Raw genomic sequence first — 16829 nt, forward strand, 5'->3', positions numbered from 1 at the left:
TTTTAGGTATATCTAACATTATACCCGTATTTCAATAATATATTTAGAGGGGAGGTAAATAAAAATATATTTGACAAATAAAGTTGTCAAATATATAATAGTGACAAGAATAGTTGTCAATTATTTGGAAAGGAGGGGCGATGGACCTAGTAAATAATTTGGCGGATTTTAGAAAAAAAGCAGGCTATAACCAAGCAGAGCTTGGAGGGCTTGTCGGAGTCAGCCGCCAGACCATAAGCCTAATAGAAAGAGGAGATTACAACCCATCAGTGACCGTGGCCCTAAAAATTGCCCAGGTCCTAGATGTGGATATCAATGAGATTTTTAGACTGGAGGATAGTGATGAAAAAGAATAAAAAAAGCTTCTTAGCTAGCATATTTGCTATGGCTGGATTTGGATTGATTGTAGGTTTTGGAGCAGGTTTTATTTTTAGAAAATTAAATGTAGGTGGCCTTGTATATGGTCTTAATAGCTTTCTAAGCGACCATATCTTGGCTTTGATTATAGGACTTTGTAGTATATTTGCGGGATTTGGCTTTTATTTCTACTTGAAAGGGAAAAAAGAAGTTGAAAAGGGCATAAGGCAAGATGATTTTATTGAAACAAAGTATATAGACTATGCCAATGCAATGAGAGATGCAGGCTTATTTACCCTCATATCCCTTGTTATAATTATCTATAACAAGATGAAAACAAGCCCAGACTTTGTAAAAAATACCTTGCTTGTATTAGGGATTTTGCTAGTTTTTACAGCTATAAATTCCATCTTGTCTTTCCTTACTTATAAACTTGTCAAAAAAATTGAGCCAGAAAGAAAGACTGAGGTCTTTGATTTCTTTTTTGAAAGCAAGTTCATGGCTGAATCTGACGAGAGAGATAAGGTCAAATACTACAAAAAGGGCTACCTAGCCTATAAGAGGATGCTTATGAGTCAATTTGTGATAATAATAATCCTATTTTCCTCAGCCCTCTATGAAAATATAAGCCCAATAATAGCCCTAATTGTCCTAATACCAAGCTTGATTGGTGTATTAACTAATGGTTTTGCAGGAGAGAAAAATGATTGAAATAAAAAACTTAACTAAAAATTTTGGGGACCTTAAGGCTCTTGATGACGTGTCCTTTGAAGTCAAAAGAGGCGAACTTTTCGGAGTCATCGGCCAAAATGGGGCGGGAAAATCTACACTTTTTCGTTCCATGATGAATTTCTATGACCACTTTGCTGGAGAAATTCTTTATGAAGGTGAGCCAATGGCAGACGTGCCCCTAGAAAAAATTGGCTTTCTTCCAGAAGAGCGTTCGCTCTCACCAAAGAAAACCATCAGGGAAGAGGTGAAGTTTTTTGCTAGGCTTAACCAAATGAGAAATCTTGATGAAAAGACCTTAAAAAGCTACTTTGATCGTTTTGAAATCAAGGGAAGTCTGGATGATAAAATAAAGTCACTCTCAAAGGGCAACCAGCAAAAGGTTCAACTTCTTGCAAGCCTAATCTATAAGCCAGAATTTTTAATCTTAGACGAACCATTCTCAGGCCTTGACCCTTACAATGCCAATCTTTTGATGGAGATAATCAAGGAAATCAACGAAGAAGGTACAACCATAATTTTTTCATCCCACAACATGGAAAATGTCGAACACCTTTGCGATAGGCTAATCATGCTAAAAAATGGAAAAATTGTCCTAAATGGATCACCAGATGAGATTAGAAATTCCTATGAAAAAGACCTGGTGAAAGTAAGGGCTGATGCAGATTTATCAGAGCTTTTCCCAGCTTATGACTTAAAAAGAGAAGGAAATTTCTGGATTATCAGATTAGAAAATGAAGAAAACGGCAGGGAAATTTTTGAGAAACTTGTAGGAAAACTCGGCTACCTTGAGATGTTTAGCCAAGAGCCACCAAGCCTAAATGAAATTTTTGCCAGAAAGGTGGAAGAAAATGAATAGAAAGTTAATAGTTGCCCTTGATTCCTTCAAAAAACAAATCAAATCGCCTGCCTTTTGGGCCATGGTTTTTATACCAATCCTTGGAATGCTAGTGCCTATAGGTATTAATTATTTCCTTACAAAATCAGACAAGGCAGATTCAACTACTAAGTATTACCTAGTAGCAGATGAAACTATAAAGCCTTACCTAAAGGAAATGGAAAATGAATATAAATTAGTTTCAAAAGATGAAGCGGAAAAGACTTTAAAGGCAGAGAAAATTGAGTCTTACGGGGAGATTTCTGAAGAAAATGGCCAGATAAAACTTATTATTGAGACTAAAACCATGGATAGCAAGGCACTTTCAAAATTGCCTCTTCTTGCAAATGAGCTTCAAAATGCCATTAATATCAAAAATGCAGGTTTAAATGAAGAGCAAATTGGGATTTTTTCGACCAAGGCAGATATAAAAATCAATCAAATTGACAAGGGCAAGAGCCTTATGATCTATGCCTCCTACTTCATCCTTTTGATGTTCATGTATTTTATGCTAATCATGTATTCAAACATCCTGGTCGTCGATATAGCCACAGAAAAAGGGTCAAAGATGATTGAGTTTATCTTCTCATCAGTATCTGCCAAGGACTATTTTGCTGGCAAAATATTAGGTAACTTCCTAGCCATAATCGTCCATTCGATTTTATATATAATTTTTGGAGCAATTTCCTATTTTATAATCAAATCCAAGGGCCTTTTAGACTTTATAAAAATTGATTTTAGCCTGGATAAGACAAGCCTTATGATAATAGGGGAGATTTTCATCTTTATTATCCTCTCGCTCTTGGCCTACATGATAATAGCTGCCATGCTGGGCTCTCTTGCCAGCAAGCAAGAAGATGCTTCAAAGGTTGCAAGTCCGCTTATGATTACAATTGTAGGGACCTTTATGGTGGCCATGATTTTTATGAATAGACCTGTAAATTTATTTGTAAAAATCGCATCATTTATCCCGTATATTTCCGTATTTTTCATGCCTTTAAGGTTGATTAAGGGAAGTGCTGGAATAATTGAAGGCGGTCTTTCTCTAATAATTTTGGCCCTAAGCTTATATATTACTTATATCCTAGCTTCAAAAGTCTATAAGAAACATATACTAAATTATTCGAATGATTCGATTTTTACTAGGAAAAGAAAACACAGATAATAAAGGGGGCCGCAGGCTCCTTTTTTCTTGGGGATTTTGAAAAGGATTTTGAAAAGTGCTTTTCTCTTTTGTTAGCTTGTCCTTATGTTGATTTTTTGCCCCATTTACTAGATAATAATTATAAGGAAGATAATATTTTAAAGTGGGTTTGGGATTGATTTTTAGATGCTCTTTCTCATTTTAAATTTTGTACAAGGAGGTATTTATGCTTGGAAACGACCTAGTCATAGCTTTTGCCTTTATATTGGCAGTTATTTCTATGATTTGTGTGCTTTTTACCCAAAAGAAATTGCTCTTTGCTGGTATTGCTTTAGGTTTATTTGCCTATTTTTATATAGCAGCATCCTTTTACAATATAGCTGACAATGTGACTTTAATAACCTTTATAGCTGGAATAAGCCTTTTAAGCTTGGAGCTTTTTATTCCAAGTTTTGGCCTTATTGGAGTGGCAGGCCTTGCCCTTACTATTTATTCGGTGATGGATTCTTTTATAGATCCTAGGATGGGCCTATTTGTAGTCCTTACTACAGGCCTTGCAATCCTTGCTACTGTCGCTATCTTTGTAAAACTTGGTTTTAAGGCAGAACTTTTTGAAAAGTCAATCCTAGAAACAAAACCCAAATCTATATACACTGGCAAGAAGGTTGAACTTTCACATCTTGTTGGAAGTGTGGGTATAACTAAGACAATCCTTAGGCCAGCAGGCAGGATTGAGATAGATGGAGAACTTTATGATGCCATGGCCAGGGCAGAATTTATCGAAAAGGGAAAAATGGTGTCAGTTGTTGATATCAAAGATGGCCATATAAGAGTGAAGGAGATATAATGGAATATTTAATTTTAGGACTAATATTTGTATTAGTTATAGTATTTTTTACAATGGTACCAGTTGGACTTTGGATTACTGCGAGGTTTTCAGGCCTTAAGATATCTATGGCAAGCCTTGTGGCTATGAGATTTAGGAGACTTTCTCCATCAAAGATTGTAGCTGCGATGATCAAATCTTATCAGGCAGGTATTCCAATTTCAACAAATGACCTAGAAAGCCACTACCTAGCTGGTGGTAATATCAACCAAGTAGTTGATGCCCTAATTGCAGCAGAAAGAGCCAATATAGATCTTTCTTTTGAGCAAGCAGCAGCAATTGACCTAGCAGGTCGTAATGTTTTTGAGGCAGTCCAAGTGTCAGTTACACCTAAGGTTATCAATACACCAGTTATAGCAGCAGTTGCTAAAAATGGTATAGAGGTAAAGGTAATCGCCAAGGTAACTGTAAGAGCTAACATCGAAAGGCTTGTCGGTGGTGCTGGTGAAGAGACAATCATTGCCAGAGTTGGTGAAGGTATTGTAACAACAGTAGGTTCATCAGATTCCCACGCAGCTGTTCTAGAAAATCCGGACAATATTTCTCAAACCGTTCTAAACAAGGGCCTTGACTCAGGTACAGCCTTTGAAATCCTATCAATTGATATAGCAGATGTGGATGTAGGACGAAATGTTGGTGCAGAGTTACAAAGAGACCAGGCAGAGGCTGATAAAAACATTGCCCAAGCCAAGGCTGAAGAGCGTCGTGCCCAAGCTATTGCCCTAGAGCAAGAAAATAGGGCCAAGGTAGTAGAGGCTGAAAGTGAAATCCCACTTGCTATAGCCCAAGCCTTCAAAGAAGGCAATCTCGGAGTGATGGATTATTACAACCTCCAAAATGTTAAAGCAGATACAAAAATGCGTCAGTCAATTTCAGATTCCAGTGAGGATTTAGATGTCTAAGCGAAATTCATTTTTGAATTTTCTTGACCAATTGGCAGCAGAAATCGAGGCTGAAAGCCAAAAGACTAAAAATAAGACTCTTGCAGAAAAGGGACTGGATTCCTTCGTAGACTTCCTAAATGATTTGGGAAATCCGGCAGATCTAACCAGCCAAAAACCAAATATCGAAGCTCAAAGAAAGCTTAAGGCAGATTTTGCCACCAAACATGCGGCAGAGCTTAAGAAAAAATCTGCCCCAAAAGAAGAAGGAGATTCTAAGGCTCGTGCAAGGCTAAAAGAAGCTGAAATAAAAGAAGTGACTGACAAAAAAATAGACGATATGAAAAGATCTAAAAAGAGAAAAAGGCTTAGGGATGCAGTCATCATGGCAGAAATCCTAGCAAAGCCAGTCTCAAAAAGAAGATAAGGATGTGTTAATATAAAAGAATATATAGGAATTGAAGTGCCAGAGAGACTGATGAGTCTCTTTGGTAATTTTGATAGTAACAGAAAATATATAGAAGACAGGTTCTCTGTGAAGTTAAAGCTTAAGGATAATGACCTAGAAATTTCAGGAGATGAGGCCAATGTGAGCCTTGCTTCAAAATTAATTGCCCAGCTTTTAGAAGAGATTAAAAGAAGTGGGGACCTTGATTTTCAAAAGATAAAATACGATGCAGATATGCTGGAAAGGGAAAATAGGGATGTGGTAAAGGGCCTTCTAAATGAAGTCATAGTCACAACTTCAGCCGGCAAACCAATCAAGCCAAAGACCCTGGGCCAGAAGGCCTATGTAGCAAAAATTTTAGAAAATGACATCGTCTTTGGAATTGGACCGGCCGGTACAGGTAAGACCTATCTAGCAGTTGCCATGGCTGTGAGAGCCTTTAAAAATAACGAGATAAACAGGATAATTCTCACTCGTCCGGCAGTAGAAGCAGGAGAAAGCCTAGGCTTCTTGCCAGGTGACCTCCAAGATAAGGTAGACCCTTATCTAAGACCCCTTTACGATGCCCTTTTTGAAATCCTAGGTTTTGATTCCTACCAAACCCTTGTTGAAAAGGGAATCATAGAGATAGCTCCCCTTGCCTACATGAGGGGTAGGACCCTTGATAATTCCTTTGTTATCCTAGATGAGGCCCAAAATACAACCTATGAGCAGATGAAGATGTTTCTAACCCGTCTTGGTTATGGGTCAAAGGCCATAATCACAGGTGATAGGACCCAGATTGACCTGGGCAAGGGTAGAAAGTCAGGCCTTGTTTCAGCAAGCCACATCTTAAGAGATGTTAAAGGCATTGAATTTATGAACTTCACTTCAATTGACGTGGTCCGTCATCCTCTTGTCCAAAGGATAATTGATGCCTACGAAAAGGAAGATGAGCGTAGGGAAGAAAAAAGAAGGCAAAACGATGAATCTTCTAATAAGCAACAATAGCAAAGAGGACCTAGACCTTGACCAAATCGAGGCCATGGCCTATAAAACCATTGAAGAAGTCCTAAGGGTGGAAGATTTTGCAAGCCATGTTGAAGTCTCACTTAGCCTTGTAGATAAGGATGAAATCCATGCCCTAAATAGGGACTACAGGGGAGTTGATAGGCCTACAGATGTCCTATCCTTTCCTATGGATGATGAAATTTTCCCTGGAGAAGAGGATGTAGATCTTATCCTTGGAGATATAGTAATTTGCCTTGATATAGCAAAGGCCCAGGCAGAAGAATATGGCCACAGCCTAGACCGTGAGCTTTCCTATCTAATCTGCCACTCGACCCTCCATCTTCTAGGCTATGACCACATGGAAGATGATGAAAAGGCCATCATGCGTGGCAAGGAAAAAGAGATTATGAAAAATCTAGGAGTCTTTAAATAGATATAATGGATAATAATTACGACAAACTCAAAGAAAATTTAAAAAAGGAAATCTTAGAAGAGCTTAGGGAAGATGAGCCAGAAGTAGCAGGCGAGGACTATGAGCCACTAAAACTTAGCCATGGGCAGAAATTCCTAAAAGGTTTTGACTATGCCTACGAGGGCCTAGTCTATGCCATAAACCACGAAAAGAACATGAAATTTCACATCTTAGCCAGCATTTTGGTCTTGGTGGGCTCTTTATTTTTCAGCCTATCAAGGGTTGAAATGATGTTTTTAGTTTTTGCTGTGGTCTTTGTCATTGCCCTAGAGCTTTTAAATACTGCCCTTGAAGAGGCGGTAGACCTAGCAAGCGGGGGCAAGTATTCTAAGCTTGCCAAGGCGGCCAAGGATGTATCTGCTGCGGCTACCTTTGTTGCAGCCATTAATGCCCTTTTTGTGGCATATCTGATATTTTTTGATAAGTTTTTAACTTTCTACGATTCAGTAATCCTAAGGATTGCCAGACGTCCTTCCCACCTTGCCCTAATTACCATTTCATTAGTAATTATTTTGACAGTATTTTTGAAGGGAGTCTTCTACGAAGGCCACGGAACGGCCATGAAGGGCGGTTTTGTGTCAGGCCATACATCAGTAGCCTTTGCCCTGGCAACCATGGGAGTTTTTCTAATTGATGAGCCCCTTGTAAGGTTGATCCTAGGCGGCATGGCCCTAATAGTTGCAGAAAGCCGCTATGAGGCAGACATCCATTCGACAAAAGAGATAATAAGAGGAGCCATCCTTGGTATATCCATGGCCATGGCTATATTTGGGATATTTTCATGACAGAGATAAAAGATTTAATAAAAAGAACCATAGCCCTTAAAGAAAAGGCCTACACCCCCTATTCACACTTTAGGGTGGCAGCCGCAGTCAAGATGAAATCCGGCAAGATCTATGAGGGCATAAATATAGAAAATGCAGCCTATTCGCCAACCCTTTGCGCAGAAAGGTCAGCCCTAGCAGGGGCCATCAGTGCTGGCGAGAGGGAAATTGATACTATAATTATAAATGGCGATAGCGAATATACATATCCTTGCGGGGTATGCAGGCAATTTATAAGAGAATTTGCTGATAAGGACACAAAGATAATAATTGCAAAGGATGAGAACTCATATAAGACCTATACAATCGATGAGCTCTTGCCATATAGCTTCAGCAAGGAGGATTTAGAATGAAATCAGGCTTTGTATCGGTGGTAGGCAGGGCCAATGTGGGCAAGTCTACCCTTATGGAAAAGATTTTGAGGGAGAAAATCTCAATCATTTCCAACAAGCCCCAAACCACCAGAGATAAGATTAATATAATATACAACGACGATGATTCACAGATAATTTTTATAGACACACCAGGCATTCAAAAGCCAAGAAATATCCTCCAGGAAAGGCTACTTAGCTTTTCTAAGGAAAGTCTAAATGAGTCAGACCTGGTGACCTTTGTCGTAGATGATTCAAAAGAAATTGGCAGTCTTGATAGGATGATAATTGATGATCTTAAAAATGTGAGAGTTCCAATAATATTACTTATAAATAAGACTGACTTACTTACAGAAGATGAGCTTTTTGACCTAGAAGACCTCTACGATGAGGAAGAGATTTTCGATGCAATATTAGGAATCTCAGCCCTTGATGATAAAAATATCGACAAGTATATCTCTCTAGTCAAAACATATCTGAAGGAAGGCCCAGCCTACTACGACAGGGAAATGATCACAGATAAGACCGAAAGGTTTGTAGTAGGAGAGATAATCAGGGAAAAAGCCCTAAGGCTTCTATCAGAAGAAGTCCCACACGGGGTAGCTGTAAGAATTGATGACTTCAAAGAAAGAGAAGATAAGGACCTAATTGACATCAGGGCTTCAATCATAATTGAGAAAAATTCCCACAAGCAGATAGTAATTGGCAAAAATGGCCAAATGATTAAGCAAATCGGCATGGATGCCAGAAAAGAAATCGAAAGCTTTTTGGCAAGCAAGGTCAATCTCCAGCTTTGGGTCAAGGTTGAAAAGGACTGGAGAAAGAAAGAAAAGTTGGTAGACCGCTTTGGCTACAAGTGATTTAAAGGATATAGAAGGCATCGTCCTAAGGGAGTTTAAATATAAGGAGGCCTCTAAAATTATCGAACTCTTCACCAAGGACTTGGGCAGGATTTCAATCAATTGCCAATCAGTTCTTAAGAAAAACTCCAAAAACCTAGGTCTTACCAATCGCTTCATCCTAGCCCACTACGACCTTTACAAGAGCAAAAAAGATTTTTACGGACTAAGGGAGGGCGTAATTGTAGAAGCCTTTCCCAAGTCAAGCAAAAATTTCGACATAATCTTATACAAATCAGCCATAGCCGACCTGCTTTTAAGGACAATCGACGCTATCCAGATAGAAACAGTTTACAAACTTCTATTAAATAGCTTTATGGCCTTTGAAGAGGCTGATACTAATTTCATAAATATATTCTTGGCCTTTTACCTCAAATACGCATCCTTTTCAGGTTTTAAGCCCAACTTTAAAACTTGCGGGATTTGCGGTAAAGATATAAGAGGCCACGGCCTTTATTTTTCACCAAGAGAGTCCTCGCTCATATGCGAGACTTGCAAAAACAAGGCAAAAGACAGCGTATATTTGACTCTTGAAGAATACAAATATTTTAATAAACTTCTTTACACAGAGTCAAAAGAATTAAAAAATATAAAATTAGTGGAAAATTACGAAAAAATCGGCAAAATAATAATAGACTACACTCTTAAGAACCTAGATCTAGGATATTTTCCATCCGTCAAATGGGTCCTTAAGACACTCGAAAGGAATATAAATGTACTTTGAAGATTTAATTTTAAAACTAGAGGAGTATTGGAAAGAGCAAGGCTGCTCAGTAATGATTCCATACGACATAGAAAAGGGCGCAGGAACTATGAACCCTCACACCTTTCTTAGAGCTCTAGGACCAGAACCATGGAAGGTATGCTATGTAGAGCCTTCTAGAAGACCTGCAGACGGTAGGTACGGCCAAAACCCAAACAGACTTTACCAACACCACCAAATGCAAATATTACTTAAACCAACCCCAGCCAATATTCAAGACTTATACCTAAATTGCCTAGAAGCCATTGGAATAGATCCAAAGGCCCACGACATAAGATTTGTAGAAGATAACTGGGAATCTCCAACCCTCGGTGCTTGGGGCCTAGGTTGGGAAGTGTGGCTAGATGGGATGGAAATCACCCAATTTACCTATTTCCAACAAGTAGGCGGAATCAACTGCACCCTAGAAAGTGGAGAAATAACTATAGGACTTGAAAGAATCTGCATGTACCTTCAAGATGTGGACAATGTCTATGACATCAAATGGTCAGAAAACTTGACCTATGGAGACATCTTCAAGACACCAGAATATGAAAACTCCAAATATTCATTCGAAGATGCAGATAACGAAACTCTAGAGACTTTATTTAATATCTACGAAAAAGAAGCAGGAAGACTCATAGAAGCAGGCCTTGTATATCCAGCCTATGACAATGTATTAAAATCAAGTCACACCTTCAACACACTTGATGCCAAGGGTGCTCTATCTGTTTCAGAAAGAAATCACTATATCAAAAGAGTAAGGGATATTTCAAGCCTAGTAGCAGAAAAATATATAGAAAAAAGAGAAGAAGAAGGCTTCCCACTCTTAAGAAAGGAAAAAGATGCATAATTACCTATTAGAAATTGGTGTAGAAGAAATACCTTCAGCTTATGTCAAAAATACCAAGACCCAGCTAAGGGATAAATTTACAAGGCTTTTAGAAGAAAATAAATTCTCATACGAGGCCATTGAAATAGAATCCACACCAAGAAGATTTATGATCAAACTCGTAAATGTAGAAGAAAGCCAAAAAGAAGAAATTAAATCTGTAAGAGGACCAAGTGTAAAGATAGCCTATGATGAAAATGGCGTTGCAAGCAAGGCTCTAGAAGGATTCTTAAGAGGACAAGGGGCAAGCCTTGATGATGTGATTATAAGAGAAGTAAAGGGCGAAGACTATATCTTTGTAGAAAAGAAAGAAGAAGGCAAAAGCCTAGAAGAAGTTCTAAAAGAAGAAGTATTTGAACTAGTCAAATCCATATCCTTCCCTAGATCAATGAGATGGGGCGGCAAGTCCATCAGATGGGCAAGACCAATCAGATGGTTTGTTTCTCTATTAGATGATAAAGTTTTATCTTTCGATGCAGATGGCATAGAAGTAGGAAATATCACCAAAGGCCACAGGTCCCTAGGCTCTGACCACATAGAAATAGAATCAATCGATACTTATGAAAAACAACTAAAGGATAATTTCGTAATTCTAAGGGGTAAGGACAGACAAGACATCATCCAAAGAGGCCTTAATTCCCTAGCAGGCCAAGTAGGCGGCACCTACATGAAAGATGAAGACCTCCTAGATGAGGTGGTAAATATTGTCGAATACCCAACAGTCCTTGTAGGTGATATAGACCAAACCTACCTAAGCCTACCAAAAGAAGTAATTACCACACCAATGAAGGACCATCAAAGATATTTCCCAATCTTAGATGACAAAAACAAGCTCCTTCCATACTTTCTCCTAGTAAGAAATGGTGATGACTACAAGAGTGAAAATGTAATAGAAGGAAATAAAAAAGTCCTAGTAGCAAGGCTAGAAGATGCAAAATTCTTCTACGATATAGACGCATCAAAGCCACTAGAATCTTATTTGCCAGAGCTAGATAAGTTAGTATTTTTCGAAGGTCTTGGCACCATGGCCCAAAAAACTCAAAGACTAGTAGATTTAGCAGAAAGATACCAAAAAGAACTAGGCCTAGGCAATGACATCATAGAAGATGCCAAAAGAGCAGCCAAGCTTTCAAAGGCAGACCTAGTCACAAAAATGGTAGTAGAATTTACCGAGCTTCAAGGAACCATGGGCGCAATCTATGCCCAAAACTCTGGCGAAAACCAAAGGGTAGCAGAAGCAATCAAAGAGCAATATCTGCCAAAGGGAGCAAGCTCAGACCTACCAAAATCAGTAATAGGTATCCTCCTATCAATAGCAGATAAGATGGATTCTATTGTAGGCCTTTACGCTATAGAAAAATATGTCACAGGATCAAAAGACCCATTCGGCCTAAGAAGGGCAGCCCTTGGAATAATAAATATAATACTTGCAAATGGTATAGACGTAGACCTAAGAAAGCTAATCTCAGAAGCCCTCCTAGTCTACACAGAGGTAAATGCCCTAGCCTTTGACTATGACACAACTCTAGACAAAACCCTCGCCTTCATCAAAGACAGGCTCAAAAACAAACTTTTAGATGATGGTTATAGGTATGATATAGTAAATGCTGTAGTAGATACAAATAATACCAACATTCTAAGAATGAGTGAAAAGGTAAAGGCAGTTACAGCCTTCATAGATGAAAATGAAGACGGCCTATCCTACCTAATCAGGATAAATAACCTAGCCAAAGACACAGGAGCTGACCTAGTAAAGGCAGACCTACTACAAACAGACCTAGAAAGAAGTTTCTATGAAACCATATCAAATATCGATGAGATAGCCCTAGTAAATGCTGCTGACTACAAAAAAGAGCTAGAAAATATTCAAGCCACAGCCTTAGTCGGTAATGAATACCTAGACAAGACCATGATAAATGATGAAAACGAAGAAATCAAAAACAACAGATTAGCTATGCTAAATCAAGTACAAAAGAGGATAGCTAGGATATTTGATATATCACAAATAGTAAGATAGGAGGATTTGATGGACGATGTTTTAACGATTGTGATAATAAGTGACTCCACCGGGGAAACAGCAATAAACTACATGAAATCAGTAACAAGTCAATTCCCAGACCTAAAAACAAGCATGAGAAGATTCTCAGACATAGTAGATACAGATGAAATAGACGAGATTCTAGCCGACCTTCCATCCTATTCCATAATAGTCCAAACCCTAGCCAACAAAGAATTAACCCAGTATCTTAGATCAAGGGCCAAAGATCTAGATATAACAGTCTTAGACATCCTATCATATGGAATCGATAAGTTTGAACAATTTACCGGCCATAAGGCAATTAGACAAAGAGGCCTCACCAGGACCCTATCAAGAAACTACTTCGAAATGATAGAAGCCATAGAATTTGCCATCCAATACGACGATGGCAAAGACTTCAGGGGCTTTCTAAAATCAGACATAGTCCTAGTAGGAGTATCACGCACATCTAAGACACCTACAACCATGATCCTAGCCACAAAAAATTTCAAAGTCTCAAACCTACCACTAGTGCCTGAGGCCAAACTTCCACAGGAGCTCTTTGAAGTCGACCCAAGAAGGATAATAGGCCTAATCATAAATCCAGACAAGCTCTCAGACATCAGAGAAACAAGGAGCAAGTCCCTAGGCATAGTTGGTGAAAGCAAATACTTTGACAAGGGAAGAATCGAAAGAGAGCTAGAATACGCCAAAGAAATATTTTCTGACCTAGACTGCAAAGTCATAGATGTAACAGAAAACACAGTCGAACAAACAGCCACAGAAATTGTCCAATATTACTACGAGAACTTCCCAGAAGAAAAGGAAGTACGAAACTTAAATTAAAGGGGAAACAATGAAGAAAGAAAAAATCCTAGTCTTAAACTTCGGCGGCCAATACGACCAGCTCATAGTAAGAAGAGTAAGAGAAATGGGAGTCTATGCAGAACTTCATGAGTGCGACACCAATCTCAGCGAAATCAACCTAGACAACCTAGCTGGTATCATCCTAACAGGCGGCCCACAATCAGTAAACGATAGCGAAAGCCCAAAAGCCGACAGCAAAATCTTTGACCTAGGCGTGCCAGTATTAGGCATCTGCTACGGCCACCAATACATAAATTATGTAAACGGCGGCACAATCGAAACACCAAACTTAGCCGAATATGGCAAAACCGACCTAAAAGTAGATAAGGAAAGCTGCCTATTCAAAGACATTCCAGAAGAATCCATAATCTGGATGAACCACAAAGATAGGGTAAAAGACCTAGCAGAAGGCTTTAGAGCAACAGCATCCACAGCCAACACAGACGTGGCAGCCATGGAAAACACAGACAGAAGCCTTTACTCAGTCCAATTCCACCCAGAAGTAGTCCACTCAGAATACGGCCAAAAAATCCTAGAAAACTTCGTCCTAGGAATATGTAAGGCCGAAAAAACCTGGAAAATGAAAGACTTCGCCAAAGAAATCATAGCAGAAATCAAAGAAAAATACCAAGGCGAGAAAATGATCTGCGGCCTATCAGGCGGAGTAGATAGCTCTGTAGCAGCAACCATAGTCTCAAAAGCCATAGGAGATAATCTCCAATGTATCTTCGTAGACCACGGTCTACTAAGAAAAGACGAAGCAAAATCAGTCATGGAAACCTACAAAGGCCTAGGCCTAAACGTCAAAATGGTAGACAAATCCAAAGAATTCCTAGACCTATTAAAAGGCGAATCCGACCCAGAAACAAAAAGAAAAATCATAGGCAACCACTTCGTAGAAGTATTCGAAGAAGAAGCAAAAAAAATCGGCGGAGCTAACTACCTAGTCCAAGGCACAATCTACCCAGACGTAATAGAATCCGGCAAAGACAAAGCAAGCGTAATCAAAAGCCACCACAACGTAGGCGGCCTACCAGAAGACATGGACTTCAAAGGCCTAGTAGAACCACTAAGACTCCTCTTCAAAGATGAAGTAAGAGCCCTAGGCGAAGAAATAGGCGTCCCACACGACATGGTCTGGAGACAACCATTCCCAGGACCAGGCCTTGCCATAAGAGTAATAGGAGACATCACAGAAGATAAACTAAGAATAGTAAGAGAAACCGACGCCATCCTAAGAGAAGAAGTCAAAAACTTCGGCCTAAACGAAAAAATCTGGCAATACTTCACCGTATGGACCCCAATCAAAACAGTAGGAGTAAAAGGAGATGCTAGAAGCTACGACAACGTAGTAGCAGTAAGAGCAGTCACAAGTACAGACGCCATGACAGTAGAAGCAGCAAACCTCCCATACGAACTAATGCAAAAACTATCAAACAGAATGATAAACGAAGTAGAAGGAGTAGGCAGAATAGTCTACGACATAACCAGCAAACCACCAGGAACAATTGAATGGGAGTAAAAACATCGCAAGCGATGTTTTTACGTCAGCCCCATATATCGAGCACGAAGTGCGAAGATAGATGGATGGCTGCCCTTCTGCAGCGTAACGAAAAAGATGCGACCGAGTAGGGAGCATTTTTTTTGTGAAGTCGCTGAATGGGATTGAAAATCAGGCTCTTTGTCAAATCGTGTTGGTAATTAAAAATCAACTACATTCTTTATCGGGGATAGAAATTTCTATCCCCGATTTTTAACTAGCAAATAAATTTCTTGAAATAAGTATTCTAGTTCTAAAATTCGCAAAATTCCTGTAACCAAACGCCACTCTCTTTAAAACCTTAATGTAATTGTTTATCCCCTCAATAGCACCATTAGAATACTCAAAATTAAATGAATTCTTAAGATAATCAATATATTCAAGGCAAGTATTAATAGATACCTGCATCTTAAACCCAACCCTATCCCTAAAATAAATCAAATGCTTTTTAAAAGACTCAAAATCTCGATTTTCAATATCTTGCCTAATAATCTGATAGCAAGTATAAGAGTCTTCTAAAACTTTATCAACTGAAATACTTTCATTAACAACATCTAACTGAGAAATATACCTACCAGGGAAATGAATTTTCTTAGAAAGGACTGTCGAACTAAGCAACCTATAAGGTTTTAGAAATAGCTTCCAATATTTCTTAAGCTTCTTGTAATCTAAAGAATAAGTAGAAAAAGTCTTCATAGTATCAACTCTAATCTGATTAAAAGATCTAGAAAAAAGACCAACAATATGGAATCTATCAATAATAATCTTAGCATTTACAAATAACTCCTTAATCAAAGAAATATAGGGACTATACATATCAATACAAATAATCTCAACTTGATTTCTAACAGATTTAGGAAAAGAAGAAAAATATCTTTTTAAAAAAGGTAATTGTCTATTCTCAACAATATCAACTATCCTTGCATTATCAGCATCACAATAAATAAAACTCATAGCACCTTTAGCATCTTTAGTTGATTTAAATTCATCAAAACATAGATGTTTAGGGAGTGTTCTAAAATCTACATTAAAATAATTATCAAATCTAGCTAAAAATCTAGCAACACTAGTAGTGGAAATGTTGTTATCCCTAGCAATATCTTTAATTGAAATTTTTTTAGTTAAATCAGCGAATATGTGTTTTTTTACTTGATTAGAAATATTACAATGTTTATCAACTATTTTAGACTCAAGTAAGAAGTATTTATCACAAGATTTACAAAACATTTTCTGCTTCTTTAAATCAATTAGTACAGGATTATCACCTGCCCTAGAGCACCTTACAATAGATGATTTAAATCCGTACCTAATTAGATTATGGTTTAAACCACAATGAGGGCAAACTTGATTAGAATATTTTAATTTAGCTGTTAGAATTGTATGAGTTACACCTTTAATAACTTTGTGATATATTCCATCAGAAAAATTAAGGTTCTTATCTTTGATATTCAGCAAATTTGTAATAAAATAATTGTTAGACATATTTAATCTCCTTTTTAATTTGTAGCTGATTTAATTATAGGGTAAATGATTAAATATGTCTTCTTTTTTTACTAAAAAATCGTGCTGACAGAAGTTTCATCTACTTCTACCAACACGATTTATTATAGAACCGAAAATCATGAATTGATTTTCAAGTTTGATATCGACCCACTCAAACGAAGAGACATTATAATAAAAATAAAGCTAGGACATCGCAAGCGATGTTTTTACATAAGCCCAATATATCGTTCACGAAATGCGAAGATAGATGGATGGCTGCCCTTCTGCAGTGTAACAAAAAAGATGCGACCGAATATAATGCTAGCAAAAATATCGTAGGCGATATTTTTGCGATAATCACTATTTATCAAACAAAGGAACTTTGCGCAGTATAAATAGATGATTAAGCTT

18 protein-coding genes are annotated in these 16829 nt (G+C 38.1%); 17 read left to right on the forward strand and 1 reads right to left on the reverse strand.

From position 1 onward, the window contains the following. Positions 1 to 140 precede the first annotated feature (140 nt). The 17 genes from C8269_RS09610 to guaA all read left to right on the forward strand — a co-directional run bounded on the left by C8269_RS09610 (position 141) and on the right by guaA (position 14918). Complete coding sequence (locus tag C8269_RS09610) at positions 141 to 356, forward strand: helix-turn-helix transcriptional regulator (protein ID WP_106461498.1); 216 nt, start codon at positions 141 to 143, stop codon at positions 354 to 356. Continuing rightward, on the forward strand, positions 343 to 1068 hold the full coding sequence (locus C8269_RS09615; protein WP_158698405.1) for a DUF3169 family protein: 726 nt from the start codon (positions 343 to 345) through the stop codon (positions 1066 to 1068). Before C8269_RS09610 ends, C8269_RS09615 begins: the two co-directional genes overlap by 14 nt. Beyond that, positions 1061 to 1945, forward strand: a complete 885-nt coding sequence (locus C8269_RS09620; RefSeq protein WP_106461500.1) for an ABC transporter ATP-binding protein — start codon at positions 1061 to 1063, stop codon at positions 1943 to 1945. Before C8269_RS09615 ends, C8269_RS09620 begins: the two co-directional genes overlap by 8 nt. Then, a complete protein-coding gene (locus C8269_RS09625) occupies positions 1938 to 3128 on the forward strand; it encodes an ABC transporter permease (protein ID WP_234025877.1) in 1191 nt (396 codons plus the stop codon). Before C8269_RS09620 ends, C8269_RS09625 begins: the two co-directional genes overlap by 8 nt. Positions 3129 to 3333: 205 nt before the next feature. Beyond that, positions 3334 to 3954: an NfeD family protein gene (locus tag C8269_RS09630; protein WP_106461502.1), complete on the forward strand. Its 621-nt coding sequence runs from the start codon at positions 3334 to 3336 to the stop codon at positions 3952 to 3954. Then, entirely contained in the window at positions 3954 to 4895 is a 942-nt protein-coding gene (floA, locus tag C8269_RS09635) for a flotillin-like protein FloA (RefSeq protein WP_106461503.1), read from the forward strand. Before C8269_RS09630 ends, floA begins: the two co-directional genes overlap by 1 nt. After that, on the forward strand, positions 4888 to 5301 hold the full coding sequence (locus C8269_RS09640; RefSeq protein ID WP_106461504.1) for a hypothetical protein: 414 nt from the start codon (positions 4888 to 4890) through the stop codon (positions 5299 to 5301). The genes floA and C8269_RS09640 overlap by 8 nt, the downstream gene beginning before the upstream one ends. 51 nt (positions 5302 to 5352) lie before the next feature. Then, complete coding sequence (locus tag C8269_RS09645) at positions 5353 to 6312, forward strand: PhoH family protein (RefSeq protein WP_106461505.1); 960 nt, start codon at positions 5353 to 5355, stop codon at positions 6310 to 6312. Further along, a complete protein-coding gene (gene ybeY, locus C8269_RS09650; protein ID WP_106461506.1) occupies positions 6287 to 6745 on the forward strand; it encodes an rRNA maturation RNase YbeY in 459 nt (152 codons plus the stop codon). The genes C8269_RS09645 and ybeY overlap by 26 nt, the downstream gene beginning before the upstream one ends. Before the next feature lie 5 nt (positions 6746 to 6750). Further along, on the forward strand, positions 6751 to 7569 hold the full coding sequence (locus C8269_RS09655) for a diacylglycerol kinase (protein ID WP_106461507.1): 819 nt from the start codon (positions 6751 to 6753) through the stop codon (positions 7567 to 7569). Further along, the gene (gene cdd, locus C8269_RS09660) at positions 7566 to 7961 is read left to right on the forward strand and encodes a cytidine deaminase (protein WP_106461508.1); all 396 of its coding nucleotides are present in this window, start codon (positions 7566 to 7568) and stop codon (positions 7959 to 7961) included. The genes C8269_RS09655 and cdd overlap by 4 nt, the downstream gene beginning before the upstream one ends. Beyond that, complete coding sequence (era, locus tag C8269_RS09665; RefSeq protein WP_106461509.1) at positions 7958 to 8839, forward strand: GTPase Era; 882 nt, start codon at positions 7958 to 7960, stop codon at positions 8837 to 8839. Before cdd ends, era begins: the two co-directional genes overlap by 4 nt. Continuing rightward, positions 8826 to 9602: a DNA repair protein RecO gene (recO, locus tag C8269_RS09670; protein WP_106461510.1), complete on the forward strand. Its 777-nt coding sequence runs from the start codon at positions 8826 to 8828 to the stop codon at positions 9600 to 9602. Before era ends, recO begins: the two co-directional genes overlap by 14 nt. Beyond that, entirely contained in the window at positions 9592 to 10473 is an 882-nt protein-coding gene (glyQ, locus tag C8269_RS09675; protein ID WP_106461511.1) for a glycine--tRNA ligase subunit alpha, read from the forward strand. Before recO ends, glyQ begins: the two co-directional genes overlap by 11 nt. Next, positions 10466 to 12529: a glycine--tRNA ligase subunit beta gene (gene glyS / locus C8269_RS09680; RefSeq protein WP_106461514.1), complete on the forward strand. Its 2064-nt coding sequence runs from the start codon at positions 10466 to 10468 to the stop codon at positions 12527 to 12529. Before glyQ ends, glyS begins: the two co-directional genes overlap by 8 nt. A 9-nt stretch (positions 12530 to 12538) precedes the next feature. Next, entirely contained in the window at positions 12539 to 13375 is an 837-nt protein-coding gene (locus C8269_RS09685; RefSeq protein ID WP_106461516.1) for a pyruvate, water dikinase regulatory protein, read from the forward strand. 10 nt (positions 13376 to 13385) lie between these two features. Then, the gene (gene guaA, locus C8269_RS09690; RefSeq protein ID WP_106461518.1) at positions 13386 to 14918 is read left to right on the forward strand and encodes a glutamine-hydrolyzing GMP synthase; all 1533 of its coding nucleotides are present in this window, start codon (positions 13386 to 13388) and stop codon (positions 14916 to 14918) included. A 231-nt stretch (positions 14919 to 15149) separates the two neighbouring features. On the opposite strand, the gene C8269_RS09695 is transcribed toward guaA, so the two are convergent. Further along, positions 15150 to 16418, reverse strand: a complete 1269-nt coding sequence (locus C8269_RS09695) for an ISL3 family transposase (RefSeq protein WP_106461520.1) — start codon at positions 16416 to 16418, stop codon at positions 15150 to 15152. Between the last annotated feature and the right edge of the window lie 411 nt (positions 16419 to 16829).

Origin of the sequence: Anaerococcus sp. Marseille-P3915 (assembly GCF_900258475.1) — a bacterium.
GTDB classification, from domain to species: Bacteria; Bacillota; Clostridia; order Tissierellales; family Peptoniphilaceae; genus Anaerococcus; species Anaerococcus kampingae.